The sequence below is a fragment of the Psychromarinibacter sediminicola genome (assembly GCF_029168335.1).
Lineage (GTDB): Bacteria > Pseudomonadota > Alphaproteobacteria > Rhodobacterales > Rhodobacteraceae > Psychromarinibacter > Psychromarinibacter sediminicola.
In genome coordinates, this window is sequence record NZ_JARGYC010000017.1 from 1 (window position 1) to 14,594 (window position 14,594).

Below are 14,594 nucleotides of genomic sequence, written 5' to 3' on the forward strand. Positions count from 1 at the left end.
CACCGGCAAGATGCCGGCGCCCAGCATGAGCCCGGCCCTCAGACGCCGCACCGGCGCAATTGACGAAACTGTTCGTACCATCTGGATCCTCCCTGTGACCTGCGCCCCGCCAGCCAGGAGCGAACCCTCCGGGCAACTTGGACGCAGAACCAACAGGTATTAGAATAATTTACATTTTTCAACGCCGGATATACATTATTGAGAACGCCATTGATTGTCGTCGATGTCGCAAAGAACGTGCGATCCGCGAAAATCCTCGCGATTGCGCTGAGACAACAAGAATCGAGCCCTGACCAACCCGGGACGTGGCGGAGGAGTGCGCCTTGGAATCATACACGATCTTGCACAGGCTCTTCGGGCGCATTTGCGATTCTAGACATGTTGCTTTCCGATGAGTGATGACATCCGGCATGTCGGAACGGTTAACAGTGCGCCCAGGATGCGCTTGAGCGACACGGTCCGCGAGAACTTCGAGCACCTGACCTCCCGCGGCGACATCGCTTCTGACCGGCGCCTGCCCTCCGATTTGGAACTCGCGGAACGGTTCGAAGTCTCACGCCCCGTAACCGCGGCGCGCTGGCGCGCCTCGGAAATGACGGTGTTGTCGTGTCGCGGCAGGGGTCCGGCTCTTTCGTGCGAAGCCAACGGGACCGTGCGGAGCGTCCGCCGAAGAGCGACCCGCGCCGACGTCCAACGCTGCCGCGAGGTCCGCGCCAGCTTCGTGTCGGCCAGAACTGCGTTGCTCGATCAAATCAATAACGCGCGACAGCGCATGTTCGAAGGGAACCGATACATGACCGATTCAAGCCGACCCACCAATGGCGCCTGGCCGGGCCGCGCTCGGAGTCCGATCGAGCGATCCGGTCCGCGCGTCGCATTGACCGGCGCGTCCGGCTGGGTTGGCGTGCCGTCGAACGGGTCGACCAAGAACGCCGCGACGGCTCCTGGTCATATCCCTGCCGACAATGCCGGAACCCTGGCCGGGCCGGGTACCGAACGGAAGCGCCCGTCGCCCCTTCCAAGGATCGCCGAGCATCTACCGGGAGGCCGTTTCCGCGCGATCGGACATGACGGCACGGTTTGTCGGCGCCTGCAATGAGGGCATTCCGGGCGCACGCGCGACAGCCTGGCTCTGCGCGCCATGTCATTTCCAGCGACAGCATGGAGGCGGTCTTCTGGCCCGAGGCTGGCGGGCGCATGCTGCGCCTGCGTCATATCGATCACGGCGACCTTCTCGTGCCGCTGGAGGAGCGCTCCATCGACCTGGAAAACTGGCCCAAGGCAGGGGCCTTTCCGCTCTTTCCGTTTCATAACCGACTGCAGGGGGCCGCCTTCCCCCACGAAGGCCGTCTGATCCGCCTTCGCCCGAATTCGGGGAACGGCATGGATGTCATGCACGGTCCAGCCCATCGCCGGCCCTGGGTGACCTCCGACATGGGCGGTGATTTCCTCGAGATGAGACTGGAGTATCGCGCTGACGACTCGTGGCCCTTTGATTTCACGGCCATTCAGCGGTTCGAGCTGCACGGGAATAACCTCTCGGTGGCCTTGAGGCTAACGAATACGGGGGGTGCGGCCATGCCTTGCGGCATGGGCTGGCATCCGTACTTCCGATCGTGCAGCCGCAAGAGGATTCGCACCAACGCATGTCGCCAATGGAAACTCGCGGGCGGTTCGGACCTGCCGGAACAACTGGCTCGTCATGCCGGGACCGGAGAGGTCGCGATCGAGAGCGGACAAACGCTGCACTTTTCCGATTGGACCGAAGCAGCTGCCCTTGTCGGCGATGGTGCCAGCATGAGGATAACGGCCGATACCGGCATGTCACACCTCGTGATACACCTGAAAGGCGACTACCTGTGCATCGAGCCCGCCTCCCATGTGGCCGGTGCATTTGCGGATCTGCCGAACGCATCGAGCGACTTCGGATTACGTATCCTCGCGCCGGGCGATAGCCTGTCCGGTACGTTCAGAGTGGACGTGGAGTCGCCTCCGCCGGGCTCCGATCTTTCGGGGTAAGACCGGAGCCATCGCTCTATCTGGGTGCTGCATGTCGACTGGGCTCAGGGCCCGTTCATTCTCATTGCGTCGTCAGGCCTCCTCCAGATGCCGCTCGGCCACTGCGGCGGTCAGGAACCCGTCGAAATAGGCGGCAAGCTCCGCATAGCCGTCGAGCGGCAGGACCGTCGCGACATACTGATCGGGCCGCACCACGACGATGGCGCCCCGGGACCGGTCGATGCCGCGCGCGTCGAAGATGTCGGGGCCGTGCTTGAGGTCCGGGCAGAACATCTTTTCGTAGTCCTTCAGCCCGAACTTTCCCTTCCGCGGCTTCAGCATCTCCGGCATCGCCTCGACATCGAGGTCGCGGTAGGGCTGCTGGAAGATGGCGCGCAGGTCGAAGACGGCGTCGGGATCGGCAGCTTTCGGCGTGTATTTCACGACCGGCGAGTCGGGCGCGGTGGCGAGCGCGTCGCACAGCCGCGCGATGCCAGACCCCTCGGCCGCGGGATGGTCCCCGTCCGCGAAGGCGTAGAGGCGCCAGCGGCCGTCCGCCTCGTGCACATGGCCCAGATGCATGCGTTTCGCGTCGCCCAGCCGCACCACCGGGGCCGAGTGGAAGCGGGTGCCGACCTGGAAACCCTGCGCAAGCTGCTGGTGCCGTCCGTCGCCGGTCAGCACCGACGGCGCATAGACCGTCGCCGTGCCGGCGGTGTAGCGGCCGTGCTGCTGGAAATACGCCTGCACCTCCTGCGGGTCGACGCCCTCGCTTTCGGGGTCGTTCGGATCCTTCAGCGGCGCGCTCAGCATCTTCGCCCATTCCCGGTCGAAGTCAATCAGGGTCTTGGCGATGGCCTGCCGCTCGGCCGAGTAGGTGTGGAGGAACTCCGGCGCCGCCTGGTCGCGCAGCACCGCCGCCAGCTTCCAGCCCAGGTTGAAGGTGTCCTGCATCGACACGTTCATCCCCTGGCCGGCCTTCGGGCTGTGGGTGTGGCAGGCGTCGCCCGCGATGAAGACATGCGGCGCGCGGTCCTCGCCCGGCGGCACGTCGTCGAACTTGTCGGTCAGCCGCTGGCCGATCTCGTAGACCGACCACCAGGCCACGTCCTTCACCTCCAGCGAGTAGGGATGGAACACCTTCTGCGCGGCGCCGATCATCTGGTCCAGCGTGATGTTGCGTGCCTTCACCCGCTCGTGCGCCGCCAGCTCGTCGAGCTCCACGTAGATCCGCACCAGATACCCGCCCTCGCGCGGGATCAGCACGATCGAGCCGCCGTCCTTCGACTGGATCACGTTCTTCAGCCGGATGTCGGGGAAGTCCGTGACGGCCAGCACGTCCATCACGCCCCAGGCCTGGTTCGCCGCGTCGCCCTTCAGCACCCCGCCCAGCGAGGCGCGCACCGCGCTGCGGGCGCCATCGCAGCCGACGACGTATTTCGCGCGCACCGCCTCGATCTCGCCCGCATGGTCGGGATCGGTCCGCTCCAGCCGCACGGTCACGGGATGCGTGCCCTCGCCCACGGTCAGATCCAGCAGGCGGCGGGAGTAGTCGGGCGTCAGCCGGCTGGCCGAGTTGCGCATCTGTTCGAGGTAGAACTCGTGCACCCGCGCCTGGTTCAGGATCACATGCGGGAATTCCGACAGCCCGTCCTCGACGTCCTGGATGCGGCCGCTGCGGACGATGCGGTCGGGATTCTCGGCGTCGGGCTTCCAGAAGGCGACCTCGTTCACCCAGTAGGCTTCCTTCTCCAGCTTCTCGGCGAAGCCGAAGGCCTGGAACATCTCCATCGATCGGCAGGCGACGCCGTCGGCCTGGCCCAGCTCCAGCGGGCCGTCCTTCGCCTCGACGATGCGGGTCGAGATGTCGGGAAACCGCGCCATCTGCGCCGCCAGCGTCAGGCCCGCGGGACCGCAGCCGACGATCAGCACGTCTAGCGTCTCGGGCAGCGCATCGCTCTGCCGCGGCTCGTGGTCCAGCTTCGCGACATGCGGGTCGCCCACGTGAAAGCCGTTGAGGTGAAATTGCATGGCCGGGCCCTCCTCCTGCCGAAACGGTATTTACTTAGCATGCTGATTATAAGTATGCTTGTCAATATCCGAACGGAGCCGGGGCTGACATGAGGACAACCAACGACATGCCGGGGCACCTGGTGCGCCGGTTCCAGCAGGCGGCGGTGGCGATCTTCTACCGGGAGGTTGCCGCCACGGGGTACGACCTGTCGCCGGTGCAATTCGCGGCGCTGACGGCGGTGCGGGACAATCCGGGCATCGACCAGGCGACGCTGGCGGGGCTGATCGCCTATGACCGGACGACCATCGGCGGCGTCGTCGACCGGCTGGTGCAGAAGGGGTTTCTGGAGCGCAAGCACAGCGCGCGCGACCGCCGGGCGCGGGTCCTGAGGCTGACCGCGACGGGGCAGGGCGCGCTGCAACGGATCGAGCCGGCGGTCGAAGAGGCGCAGCGGGTGATGCTGCAGGGGCTGGACGCGGAGGAGGCGGCGCAGTTCATGGCGCTGTTGCGCAAGGCGCTGGGGGCCGTGAACGAGTTGAGCCGGGCACCGCTGAAGGAGGTGAAGCGCCCGCCCGCCGCGCCGGAGCAGCCGGGCGGCTAGGCCGCATAGGCGACCATCGCAGGGGCTATTGCACGGGCCATCGCACGGGTCCCGGAGGCATCGCGGCGCGGGCTGACTGCGCCGTGGCCGGGCGCCTGCCTCGGGAACCGACCCGTCGTCACGACTGGAGCGCTCGAAGAGCCCCCCGAAGCCTACCCGCCGTCAGCTTCCCGCGGCGAACTCGCGCGCCTGGCCGACCCAGTCGTCGCGGGTGGCGCGTCCGTTGACGCCGGGCAGCGAGCTGTCGACCCAACTCACCTCGGCCGGCGTCCAGGCGGCGATCTGGTCGAAGTGATAGATGCCGGCCTCGTTCAGATGTTGCTCCAGCTTCGGCCCGATCCCGGTGATCCGCTTGAGGTTGTCCGCCTGCCCGCCGCGCGGGGCATCCAGCGTCGCGGGCTTGTGCTCGTCCTCCGATACCGCCGCGTCGGCGGGCGACTTCGTTTCGGTGGCGGCCGGTGCAGGCTCCGGCGCGGGGGCGGGCGCGTCGGGCGCCTTCGGCCTCTCCGGCTCGGCCTGCGCCGGGGCCGACGTTTCCGGCCGCTCCGCCTCGGCCGGCGCGGCGCGGTCGGGCGCGGCGGCCGGGTCCGGCGGCGCGGGCGCGGGGTCGCGCGTGGTCGTCGTGTCGTCGGGCTTGAAGGGGGCCGGGTCGACCGGGCCGCGCAGGATATCGCCGCCGCCGGAACTCCGGATCTTCTCGCGCCGCCAGAACAGCACGGCGATGCCACCGACCAGCCCCAAAAGAACCGAGGCGCCAAAGCCGGCCCCGAGGATCAAGGCGAGAAAGAAGATCACGACCGCGGCCGCGCCGGCTTGTATGAGGGCTTGCTGTTGCAGATTGAACATGAACGGGGCTCCCTGAAGTCTACGTTTTTTCTGTTTGCGCGGGCGCGCGCCCCCTCCAGGACACGTGGTCTTCGCCCGCCGGTGCGCGGGGCGCCCGCCTGGCATGGCACGGGCGCCTCCGGCCGCCCCGTCCCCCTCCCGGGGACAGGAAGAAGGCCGCCCGCGCGGCCGCCCGCGCCGGCGTCTCCTCGTGCGCAAGATGCCCGAGGCCGGGCATTCGCACAACATGAGCGTGCAGAGGCCGGGTTGCGGCGCGGCCGGAGGTGTCGGGCGGACCGGCCGGATCGGGGGCCGCCGATCACCAGATGGGCAGGTGCCGAATTCTGCGGCAGCCGGGCCCGCGGGGCCTCGATGCGCCATAGCCGTATCCTCCTGCGCGGCCTTGGATGCGGTCGCCATCCTGCCTAGCTTGGGCTCAAGACAAGGAGTTCCCCGCATGTATCACTATTCGCTGCTCGACCTGTCGCCGGTGCCGGAAGGCGGCACCGCGGCGGATGCGCTGTCCAATACCGTCGCCCTCGCGAAGGCGGCCGAGCGGGCGGGCTATCACCGCTTCTGGCTGGCCGAGCATCACAACATGCCCGGCATCGCCAGCGCCGCGACGGCGGTGGTGATCGGGCGCGTCGCGTCCGAGACCTCCACCATCCGCGTGGGGGCGGGCGGCGTGATGCTGCCCAACCACGCGCCGCTGGTGATCGCCGAGCAGTTCGGGACGCTGGAGACGATGTATCCCGGCCGCATCGACCTCGGCCTCGGCCGCGCGCCGGGGACCGACATGGCGACGGCGCGGGCGCTGCGGCGGCACATGGTGCAGGAGGACAGCTTCCCGCAGGATGTCGTGGAATTGCTGCAGTATCTCAACGAGACCGACGAGGCCGCCCGCATCCGGGCCATTCCGGGGCTGGGAACGCATGTGCCGGTGTGGATTCTCGGCTCCAGCCTCTACGGCGCGCAGCTCGCGGCGCATCTGGGTCTGCCCTATGCCTTCGCCTCGCATTTCGCCCCGGCGATGCTGGAACAGGCGCTGACCGTTTACCGCGAGAGCTTCCGGCCCACCGGCGCACTGGCGCATCCCTACGCGATGATGGCCGCCGGCGTCTGCGCGGCGGAGACCGATGCCGAGGCAGCGTACCTGCGCTCGTCGCAGATCCTGTCCTTCGCGCGGCTGCGCTCCGGCCGGCCGGGCAAGCTGCCGCCGCCGGTGGAGAACGTGCGCGACCAGATCCCCGAGGCCGTGCTGGCGCAGGTGGACGAGGCGATGTCCTGTTCGGCCACCGGCTCGCCCGAGACGGTGCGGCGGCGGCTGGGCGAGCTGGTGGACCGCTACCGGCCCGACGAACTGATGGTGACGGGGATGATCCACGACCCGGCGGCGCGCGTGCGCTCGTTCGAGATCGCGGCGGAGGCGCTCGGCGACATCCAGGTGAAGGCGGCGGCGTGACGGCGCGATCAGGGGCGCTCGGACAGGCCGTGCCGCCGCCTACGCCGCGTCGGCCGCCCGGTACTTCGCGATGAACTCGTCGATGTACAGCCGCCGGATGTCCGGCAGCGCGGCGCGCAGCGCGTCGTGGCTCCAGTCCCACCAGGCGATGGCCTGCAGCGCCTCGGCCTGGTCCTCGCTGAACCGCCGCCGGATGGCCCAGGCCGGCACCCCGCCGACGATGGTATAGGGCGCCACGTCCTTCGACACCACGGCCCCCGCGCCCACCACCGCGCCGTCGCCGATGGTCACGCCGGGCAGCACCGTCACCCCGTGCCCGATCCAGACGTCGTGGCCGATGGTCACCCAATGGTCGCGGCGCCACTGGAAGAAGTCGGCGTCGTCCTCGCCCAGGTCGAACATCGCGGCGCGGTAGGTGAAGTGATGCTGCGCCGCGCGCCAGGTGGCGTGGTTGCCCGGGTTGATCCGGGCGCCCTGCGCGATGGAGCAGAACTTGCCGATGGTCGCCCAGACGGCGGAGCTGTCGGAGACGATATAGGAGTAGTCCCCCAGCGCCACCTCGCGCAGGGACACGCGGGCATAGACCTCGGTCCATCGACCGATGGTGCAGTCGACGACGCTGGCCGTCTCGTGGACCGTCGGGGTTTCGCTCAGCCTTTTCATCGCGTGCCCTCGTGCCGGCCGATGATGCGGCTGCGGATCAGGCCGGACAGGTAGTCGATCACGTAGACCATGGCGATGATCAGGAAGATGATCGACCAGGCCTCGTCCCAGCGATAGGCCGAGATGCGGTCGGACAGCAGAAACCCGATGCCGCCGGCCCCGACGATGCCGAGGATGGTGCCCGAGCGCACGTTGGACTCGAAGTTGTAGAGCAGCACCGACAGGATCACCGGCATCACCTGCGGCATCGTCCCGTAGCGGATCTGCTGCAGCCGCGAGCCGCCGGCGGCCCTCACCCCCTCCACCGGCTTGTCCGACGTGTTCTCGATGGCCTCCGAGAACAGCTTGGAAAAGGTGCCGATCTCGCTGACCGCGATGGCCAGGATGCCGGGCAGCGGGCCGAGCCCGAAGGCGCGGATGAAGATCAGCGCGAGGATCAGCGTCTCGAACGCCCGGATGATGTCATAGCCGCGGCGCACGCCCAGCCGCAGAGGCGACAGCCGGTTGATGTTCTTGGCGCCCAGGAACGACAGCGGAAAGGCGACGATGGCGCCCAGCAGCGTGCCGAGAAAGGCCATGGACAGCGTCTCGCCCAGCCCTTCGAGGATCGGCGCGAAGGCGGCCCAGCTCTTCCAGACATGCGGCGGGAACATGAAGCCCAGCACGTCGCCGAAGCGCAGGATGCCGGTCCAGATCCGGGCGGGCGCGAAGTTGAACGCCCAGAGGCAGTAGAGAAACAGCCCGGCGAACAGCGTCCAGAGCGCCCAGCGGCGCAGGCGCACGGGCAGGGCGGCGCGGAAGGCCAGCGGGTGCGCCGCGCGGGCGGCGGCGATGCGGTCGGGGGTCATGGTCATCCTTCGCGTCCCAGTCCGATGACCCGGTGGCGCAGTTTCTCCGAGCCGTAGTCGATGACCACCACGGTGACGAAGATGATGACGAACAGCGCCGACAGGTCGGTGTATTCCTGGAATGACATGGCGGTGCGGATCTCCTGGCCCAGGCCGCCCGCGCCGACGTAGCCGATGATCGACGAGGCGCGCACGTTGATCTCGAAGCGCAGCAGCGTGTAGCTGATGATGTTCGGCAGCACCTGCGGCACGGCGCCATAGCGGATCTGGTCGAACCAGGTGCCGCCGGCGGCCTTGACGCCTTCCAGGGGAGCCATGTCGATATTCTCGTTAGCCTCCGAGTAGAGCTTGCCGAGCGCGCCCGTGGCATGCAGCCCCACGGCGAGTACCCCGGCCATCGGGCCGACCGAGAAGCAGAAGACGAAGATCAGCGCCCAGACCAGTTCCGGCACGGTGCGCGCGATCTCCAGGTAGTGGCGGCAGATCCACAGCACCCATTTGTTGGGCGCCAGGTTGCGCGAGGCGGGGAAGGACAGGACGAAGCCGCCGATCACGCCCAGGGTGGTGGCCATGAAGGCGATCAGGATGGTCTCGATCAACAGCCGCAGCCAGACCTGCCAGCGCCAGAACCACTCGGCCAGGTCGGCGCCCAGGCTCTCCCAGCGCAGGGTGGGGAAGGTCTGGACGACGTATTCGCCCAGCCGCGGAAGGCCGGCCGGAATGATCCAGCGCCATTCGCGCGACCCGTCCTGCAGCGTGACCTGCGTGACCTTGAAGAAGTCGCCCAGCCAGGCGGTGGCGAGGAAGGCGGCGAGGAACAGCGCGCTGCCGACCGCCCAGTTCACGCGGGCGCGGCGGCGTTTCGTGGCGAAGTCCCGCTCGAACGCGGCGACGGCGCTGGGACCGGAGACCGGCGGATAGGCGGTGAGTTCTGCGGTGAGCGTCATGGCGTCCCGGACGAAGTGGGGGGCGGAGCCGATTTTTCGACGAAAAATCGCGCCCCGCCCCCGGGGGTCAGGCAGGGCGGATCAGGAGCCGCGGCGCTGGGTCTTCAGCCACTCGCGCATGTCGATGATCCACTGGTAGCGCTCGTGGTCGACACGGGCGAAGCCGGCATCCGGGTTCGGGTTGTCCGCGCTCCAGGAGGAATAGAGCTTGTAGCCGTCGGGGTCGGCCGTCGGGAAGTCCTCGATCGCGGCGGTGATCTCCTCGATCATCTCCTCCGGCAGGTTCTTGCGGAAGGTCCAGGGGCCCGAGGTGATTTCCGGGCTTTCCCAGATCTTGCAGATCACGCCCTCTTCCAGCATCCCCTTGCGCTCCATGCGCTGGTAGACGCCGTCCTCGTCGTTGTCCTGGTAGGTCGAGGCGGTGTCGAAGGTGCCGTTGGCCACGCCCTGCACGCCGGCCTCGTGGCTGCCCGAGAACGGGGTCGCCGCGAAATAGGTCGTCGGGTCGATGCCCTCGCGCTCGACGAAGTTGAAGTAGGGCACGGCATAGCCCGAGGTGGAGTCGGGGTCGGCGAAGGCATGGACCTTGCCCTCGGCGTCGTCCAGGCTCTCGATGCCGCTGTCGCAGCGGGTCACCACGATCGAGTGATAGCCGGTGTTCCCGTTCTGGGCGATGGTGGTCAGCGTCGGCACGACGCCGCCATCGGTGGCGGTGTAGACCGCGGCGTAGGAGGAGGAGCCGAAGCGGGCCACCTCGATCTGGTCGGCGGCGATGGCCTGCACGACGCCGTCGTAGTTGCCGGCGGTGAAGATCTCGACCTCGACGCCGAGTTCCTTTTCGAGATAGGCGCGCAGCGGTTCGTTCCGCATCAGGCGGTCTTTCTCGTTCTCGCCCGACAGGATGCCGAACTTGACGACTTGGTAGTCGTCGCGCCACCCGTCGGCGAGGGCCGGGGCAGCGATCAGCGCGGCGAGCGCAGCAGTGGTCATGAGCTTCATTGGAGAGTCTCCCGTGGTTGCCAATGAAAGGAAATCAGGCCGAGATCGTCTCGGCCTGGGGTTGGATCGACGTCGATGTGACGGACTCGCTGAACTCTTCGAGCCCGGCGGAGCCGTAGATGTCGCGCACCACCCGGTCGGTCAGGCCGGAGGCGGGGCCGTCGAACATCACGCGGCCGTCGCGCATGGCGATGACGCGGTCGCAGTAGCTGCGCGCGGTATCCAGCGTGTGCAGGTTGGTCAGGACGGTCAGCCCGTCCTCGCGGTTGATCCGGCGCAGCGCGTCCATCACCTTGGTCGCGTTGCCCGGGTCGAGCGAGGCGATCGGCTCGTCGGCCAGCATGATGCGCGGGTTCTGCACCAGCGCCCGCGCGATGGCGACGCGCTGCTGCTGGCCGCCCGACAGCGTGCCCGCCCGCTGCAGCGCCTTGGGCGCCATGTCCAGCCGGTCGAGCGCCTCGATCGCCATGGTGCGTTCCTCGTCCGAGAACTGCATGGCCATCGACGTGGCGAAGCCGTGATGCGCCAGCCGCCCGACCAGCACGTTGGTCAGCACGTCCAGCCGGTCGACCAGGTTGAACTGCTGGAAGATCATCGCGCAGTGCCGCCGCCAGTCGCGCAGCGCCTTGCCGCGCAGGTCGTTGACGGTGCGGTCGCCGAACACGATCTCGCCCGCGCTGGGGTCGATCAGCCGGTTGATCAGCCGCAGGAGCGTCGACTTGCCGGCGCCGGAGCGCCCGATCACGCCGACGAACTGGCCGGGGTCGATGGTGAGGGTGACGGCGTCGACGGCGGTGTTCTCGCCGAAGCGCCGGGTGAGGCCGGTAAGGGAAAGGGCATGACGTTCCATGGGGCGAGTGTGTCGCCCGATTCCGTGACCCGCGCTTTTCATTCGGATGAATTTTTCTCTGCCGTCGGACGACCGAAATATGACAGGGGCGCGGCGCCGCCGCCGCCCGGGCGGCCCGATCCCGCGGCCGGACCAGCCAAAACGGCGCCCCGCCACGAAACCGTCAAGGAAGCTTCGGCGAATCTTCACTGGACACCGCCCCCCGACTCGTCGCGTTAAGGGGCCTGAGCGCGGGTGTGACACAGACATCCGGCCGGCGGAGAGGGGAGCGGAACCGATGCAGGCGATGGTGTTCGAAGGCGCGCAGGTCGTGCTGCCCGACGGGATCGAACGGGTCTCCGTCCGGGTCGAGGACGGCCGCATCGTGGCGCTCGACGGTCCGGCGGACGGGGCGCAGCGGATCGACGCCCGCGGCCGGATGCTGGCGCCGGCGCTCGTCGACATCCACGGCGACGCCTTCGAGCGTCAGCTGATGCCGCGGCCCGGCGTCTTCGTGCCGACCGACGTGGCGATCCTGGAGACCGACCGCCAGCTCGCCGGCAACGGCATCGCCACCGCCTATCACGCGCTGACCTTCTCGTGGGAGCCGGGGCTGCGCTCCACCGAGCGGGGCCGCGAGCTGCTGCGGCGGCTGACCGCGCTGGCCCCGCGGCTCGCGGCGGAGAACCGGGTCCAGCTGCGGTGGGAAACCTTCTGCTTCGAGGCGCAGCCGGTGCTGGCCGAGGCGCTGGCGGGGCCGCTGACCCCGTCGATGGCCTTCAACGACCACACCTCAATGGCGATGCTGGCGCCCGAGGTGCCGCTGCAGGAGCGGCCGTTCGACCTTGCCCCGGACTATCCGGTCACCGACCTCGCGGATCCCGAGTTCCGCCGGAAGATGGCCGCGCGCGCCGAGCGGTCGAACGTTTCGGCCGACGCATACATGTCGCTTCTAGAGCGCATCTGGGCCCGCCGGCCGCAGGTGGCGGCGGCGATCGAGGACGTGTCCCGGCATGCACGGGCGGCCGGCGCGGCGATGCTCAGCCACGACGACAGCCAGCCCGAGACGCGGGCGTTCTACCGCGGTCACGGCGCGCGCATCTCCGAATTCCCGATGAACGAGCGCGTCACCCGGGCCGCCCGCGAGGCCGGCGACTGGATCGTCTTCGGCGCGCCCAACGTGCTGCGCGGCGGCAGCCATATCGGCGCCGCCTCGCCCTCGGCCGCCGACATGGTCGAGCGCGGGCTCTGCGACATCCTCGCGTCGGACTATTTCTATCCGGCGATGCTGTCGGCCGTGGCGCGGCTGCATGCCGAGAGGCGGGCGCCGCTGCACGCGCTGTGGAAGCTGGTTTCGGCCAACCCCGCGGCGGCGTCGGGGCTGTCGGACCGGGGCGAGATCGCGGTGGGGCGGCGCGCCGATCTCGTGCTGCTCGACTGGCCGGACGGCGCGGCGCCGAAGCCGGAGCTGACATTGCGCGCGGGCCGGGTGGCGCATCGGACGGGGGGCCGCGCTGTAGCCGGGGGTGTCTCGGACCGCTGACCCGGCCCGATCCGCTGGGGGGATTTCATCCCCGCCGCCCATCGGGCTCGAACCGGTGGCGCCGCGATGGGCGGCCCCCCCGAGCGTATTTGCAACGAGAAGAAGCGGCGGGGTCAGGCCTTGATCCGCCAGCCGGTGCGGAAAATCCACCAGATGATGCCCAGGCACAGCCCGGTGAACCCGGCGATCGCCAGGAGCGACCAGCCCAGCGCCACGTCGGCCATGCCGAAGAACGACCAGCGGAAGCCGGAGACGAGGTAGACGACCGGGTTGAACAGGGTGATCTTCTGCCAGGTCTCGGGCAGCATCGTGATCGAGTAGAACGAACCCCCGAGGAAGACGAGCGGTGTGACGATCAGGAGCGGCACGAGCTGCAGCTGTTCGAAGTTCTTCGCCCAGATGCCGATGATGAACCCCATCAGCGAGAACGACAGGCATGTGAGGACCAGGAAAGCGACCATCGCGACCGGGTGCTCGATGCGGATGTCGACGAACAGGTTCGCCGTGGCCAGGATGATCAGCCCGATGATCAGCGCCTTGGTGGCCGCGGCGCCGACATAGCCGATGACGATCTCCAGGAAGTTGATCGGCGCGGCCAGCAGCTCGTAGATGGTGCCGATGAATTTCGGGAAGTAGATGCCGAAGCTCGCGTTCGAGATCGACTGCATGATCACCGACAGCATGATCAGCCCCGGCACGATGAACGAACCGTAGGCCACGCCCTCGACCTGGTCGATGCGGCTGCCGATGGCGGTGCCGAAGACCACGAAATAGAGCGAGGTGGAGATGACCGGAGAGACGACCGACTGCCAGATGGTGCGGACCGTGCGCGTCATCTCGTAGATGTAGATCGCCTGGATCGCCCGCCAGTTCATGCCGCGTCCTCCGCGTTGTTGTCCCGGACCAGACCGACGAAGATCTCCTCGAGGCTCGACTGCCGCGTCTGGACGTCGCGCAGCACCAGCCCGGCCTCGGAGAGGTCGGTCAGCAGCTGGGTGATGCCGGTGCGCGCGGCCTGGGTGTCGTAGCTGTAGATCAGCACGTCGTCGCGCTCGCCGTGGCGCAGGTCGTATTTCGACAGGCTCTCGGGGATCGTTGCGACCGGCTCGTGCAGCTCGATCAGCAGGTCCTTGCGGCCCATCCGGCGCATCAGGCTGCCGGTCTCCTCGACCAGCAGGATGTCGCCGCGGCTGATCACGCCGATCCGGTCGGCGATCGCCTCGGCCTCTTCGATGTAATGGGTCGTCAGGATGATCGTCACGCCCTGCGCCTTCAGCTCGCGCACGATCTGCCACATGTCCTTGCGCAGCTCCACGTCCACCCCGGCCGTGGGTTCGTCGAGGAACAGCACCCGGGGCGCGTGGCTCAGCGCCTTGGCGATCAGCACCCGGCGTTTCATGCCGCCCGACAGCTCGCGGATCGGCGTGTCGCGCTTGTCCCAGAGCGAGAGCTTCTTGAGCACCTCGTCGAGATAGCTGTCGTTGCGGGGCAAGCCGTGCAGCCCGCGCGACAGGGCGACCGTGTTGATCACCTTCTCGAAGGGCTCCAGGTTCATCTCCTGCGGGACCAGTCCGATCATCCGGCGGGCGGCGCGGAAGTCCTCGATCACGTCGTGGCCGCCCACGGTGATCTTGCCCGAGGTCAGGGTGGCGATGCCGCAGATGATCGAGATCAGCGTGGTCTTGCCGGCCCCGTTCGGGCCCAAGAGCGCCAGGATCTCGCCCTCCTCGATCTCCAGCGACACGCCCTTCAGCGCCTCGCCGCCGCCGTCGTAGACTTTCCGGACGTCCCGTATCGACAACATGGTACTCATCGCGCGTCTCCCTTCGCAGGTCCGCCGGACCGTAGCGTCGATTTGCGACATC

The 14,594-nt window shown here is 68.3% G+C and carries 14 protein-coding genes; 5 read left to right on the forward strand and 9 right to left on the reverse strand.

The annotated features are described in order from the left end of the window. Positions 1-391: 391 nt before the first annotated feature. Positions 392-1,099 (forward strand): hypothetical protein, encoded by a 708-nt coding sequence (locus tag P1J78_RS08205; RefSeq protein ID WP_275566855.1) that lies wholly within the window; start codon positions 392-394, stop codon positions 1,097-1,099. Positions 1,100-1,161: 62 nt separating this feature from the next. Further along, a complete protein-coding gene (locus tag P1J78_RS08210; protein WP_275566856.1) occupies positions 1,162-2,019 on the forward strand; it encodes an aldose epimerase family protein in 858 nt (285 codons plus the stop codon). A 72-nt stretch (positions 2,020-2,091) separates the two neighbouring features. Here the strand turns inward: P1J78_RS08210 and P1J78_RS08215 are convergent, their stop codons facing one another. Next, a complete protein-coding gene (locus P1J78_RS08215; RefSeq protein ID WP_275566857.1) occupies positions 2,092-4,029 on the reverse strand; it encodes an FAD-binding monooxygenase in 1,938 nt (645 codons plus the stop codon). 89 nt (positions 4,030-4,118) lie between these two features. Here P1J78_RS08215 and P1J78_RS08220 point away from each other — a divergent pair, with 89 nt between their 5' ends. Beyond that, positions 4,119-4,613, forward strand: a complete 495-nt coding sequence (locus P1J78_RS08220) for a MarR family winged helix-turn-helix transcriptional regulator (RefSeq protein WP_275566858.1) — start codon at positions 4,119-4,121, stop codon at positions 4,611-4,613. Between the two features lie 162 nt (positions 4,614-4,775). Here P1J78_RS08220 and P1J78_RS08225 read toward each other — a convergent pair whose 3' ends face one another. Next, positions 4,776-5,459, reverse strand: coding sequence for a helix-hairpin-helix domain-containing protein (locus P1J78_RS08225; RefSeq protein ID WP_275566859.1), 684 nt, complete (start codon positions 5,457-5,459; stop codon positions 4,776-4,778). A 436-nt stretch (positions 5,460-5,895) separates the two neighbouring features. Between P1J78_RS08225 and P1J78_RS08230 the strand changes: the two genes are divergently transcribed. After that, positions 5,896-6,900: an LLM class flavin-dependent oxidoreductase gene (locus P1J78_RS08230; protein ID WP_275566860.1), complete on the forward strand. Its 1,005-nt coding sequence runs from the start codon at positions 5,896-5,898 to the stop codon at positions 6,898-6,900. A 39-nt stretch (positions 6,901-6,939) separates the two neighbouring features. Here the strand turns inward: P1J78_RS08230 and P1J78_RS08235 are convergent, their stop codons facing one another. From P1J78_RS08235 to phnC, 5 genes are all read right to left on the reverse strand, one after another. Further along, on the reverse strand, positions 6,940-7,563 hold the full coding sequence (locus P1J78_RS08235; RefSeq protein WP_275566861.1) for a DapH/DapD/GlmU-related protein: 624 nt from the start codon (positions 7,561-7,563) through the stop codon (positions 6,940-6,942). Further along, on the reverse strand, positions 7,560-8,417 hold the full coding sequence (gene phnE / locus P1J78_RS08240) for a phosphonate ABC transporter, permease protein PhnE (RefSeq protein ID WP_275566862.1): 858 nt from the start codon (positions 8,415-8,417) through the stop codon (positions 7,560-7,562). Before phnE (P1J78_RS08240) ends, P1J78_RS08235 begins: the two co-directional genes overlap by 4 nt. Then, positions 8,414-9,358, reverse strand: coding sequence for a phosphonate ABC transporter, permease protein PhnE (gene phnE, locus P1J78_RS08245; RefSeq protein ID WP_275566863.1), 945 nt, complete (start codon positions 9,356-9,358; stop codon positions 8,414-8,416). Before phnE (P1J78_RS08245) ends, phnE (P1J78_RS08240) begins: the two co-directional genes overlap by 4 nt. 81 nt (positions 9,359-9,439) lie before the next feature. Continuing rightward, complete coding sequence (phnD, locus tag P1J78_RS08250) at positions 9,440-10,357, reverse strand: phosphate/phosphite/phosphonate ABC transporter substrate-binding protein (RefSeq protein ID WP_275566864.1); 918 nt, start codon at positions 10,355-10,357, stop codon at positions 9,440-9,442. Between the two features lie 34 nt (positions 10,358-10,391). After that, positions 10,392-11,207, reverse strand: a complete 816-nt coding sequence (gene phnC, locus P1J78_RS08255) for a phosphonate ABC transporter ATP-binding protein (RefSeq protein ID WP_275566865.1) — start codon at positions 11,205-11,207, stop codon at positions 10,392-10,394. A gap of 277 nt (positions 11,208-11,484) precedes the next feature. Here phnC and P1J78_RS08260 point away from each other — a divergent pair, with 277 nt between their 5' ends. Next, positions 11,485-12,729 (forward strand): alpha-D-ribose 1-methylphosphonate 5-triphosphate diphosphatase, encoded by a 1,245-nt coding sequence (locus tag P1J78_RS08260; RefSeq protein WP_275566866.1) that lies wholly within the window; start codon positions 11,485-11,487, stop codon positions 12,727-12,729. A gap of 113 nt (positions 12,730-12,842) precedes the next feature. On the opposite strand, the gene P1J78_RS08265 is transcribed toward P1J78_RS08260, so the two are convergent. Both P1J78_RS08265 and P1J78_RS08270 read right to left on the reverse strand, forming a co-directional pair. Further along, entirely contained in the window at positions 12,843-13,604 is a 762-nt protein-coding gene (locus tag P1J78_RS08265; RefSeq protein ID WP_275566867.1) for an ABC transporter permease, read from the reverse strand. Beyond that, complete coding sequence (locus P1J78_RS08270; protein WP_275566868.1) at positions 13,601-14,542, reverse strand: ABC transporter ATP-binding protein; 942 nt, start codon at positions 14,540-14,542, stop codon at positions 13,601-13,603. Before P1J78_RS08270 ends, P1J78_RS08265 begins: the two co-directional genes overlap by 4 nt. Positions 14,543-14,594 lie beyond the last annotated feature (52 nt).

Bases quoted from the DNA above. Each gene is read 5' to 3' on its own strand.
- P1J78_RS08205 (WP_275566855.1), top strand. From the start codon at position 392: ATGAGTGATGACATCCGGCATGTCGGAACGGTTAACAGTGCGCCCAGG.
- P1J78_RS08210 (WP_275566856.1), top strand. From the start codon at position 1,162: ATGGAGGCGGTCTTCTGGCCCGAGGCTGGCGGGCGCATGCTGCGCCTG.
- P1J78_RS08215 (WP_275566857.1), bottom strand. From the start codon at position 4,029: ATGCAATTTCACCTCAACGGCTTTCACGTGGGCGACCCGCATGTCGCG.
- P1J78_RS08220 (WP_275566858.1), top strand. From the start codon at position 4,119: ATGAGGACAACCAACGACATGCCGGGGCACCTGGTGCGCCGGTTCCAG.
- P1J78_RS08225 (WP_275566859.1), bottom strand. From the start codon at position 5,459: ATGTTCAATCTGCAACAGCAAGCCCTCATACAAGCCGGCGCGGCCGCG.
- P1J78_RS08230 (WP_275566860.1), top strand. From the start codon at position 5,896: ATGTATCACTATTCGCTGCTCGACCTGTCGCCGGTGCCGGAAGGCGGC.
- P1J78_RS08235 (WP_275566861.1), bottom strand. From the start codon at position 7,563: ATGAAAAGGCTGAGCGAAACCCCGACGGTCCACGAGACGGCCAGCGTC.
- phnE (WP_275566862.1), bottom strand. From the start codon at position 8,417: ATGACCATGACCCCCGACCGCATCGCCGCCGCCCGCGCGGCGCACCCG.
- phnE (WP_275566863.1), bottom strand. From the start codon at position 9,358: ATGACGCTCACCGCAGAACTCACCGCCTATCCGCCGGTCTCCGGTCCC.
- phnD (WP_275566864.1), bottom strand. From the start codon at position 10,357: ATGAAGCTCATGACCACTGCTGCGCTCGCCGCGCTGATCGCTGCCCCG.
- phnC (WP_275566865.1), bottom strand. From the start codon at position 11,207: ATGGAACGTCATGCCCTTTCCCTTACCGGCCTCACCCGGCGCTTCGGC.
- P1J78_RS08260 (WP_275566866.1), top strand. From the start codon at position 11,485: ATGCAGGCGATGGTGTTCGAAGGCGCGCAGGTCGTGCTGCCCGACGGG.
- P1J78_RS08265 (WP_275566867.1), bottom strand. From the start codon at position 13,604: ATGAACTGGCGGGCGATCCAGGCGATCTACATCTACGAGATGACGCGC.
- P1J78_RS08270 (WP_275566868.1), bottom strand. From the start codon at position 14,542: ATGAGTACCATGTTGTCGATACGGGACGTCCGGAAAGTCTACGACGGC.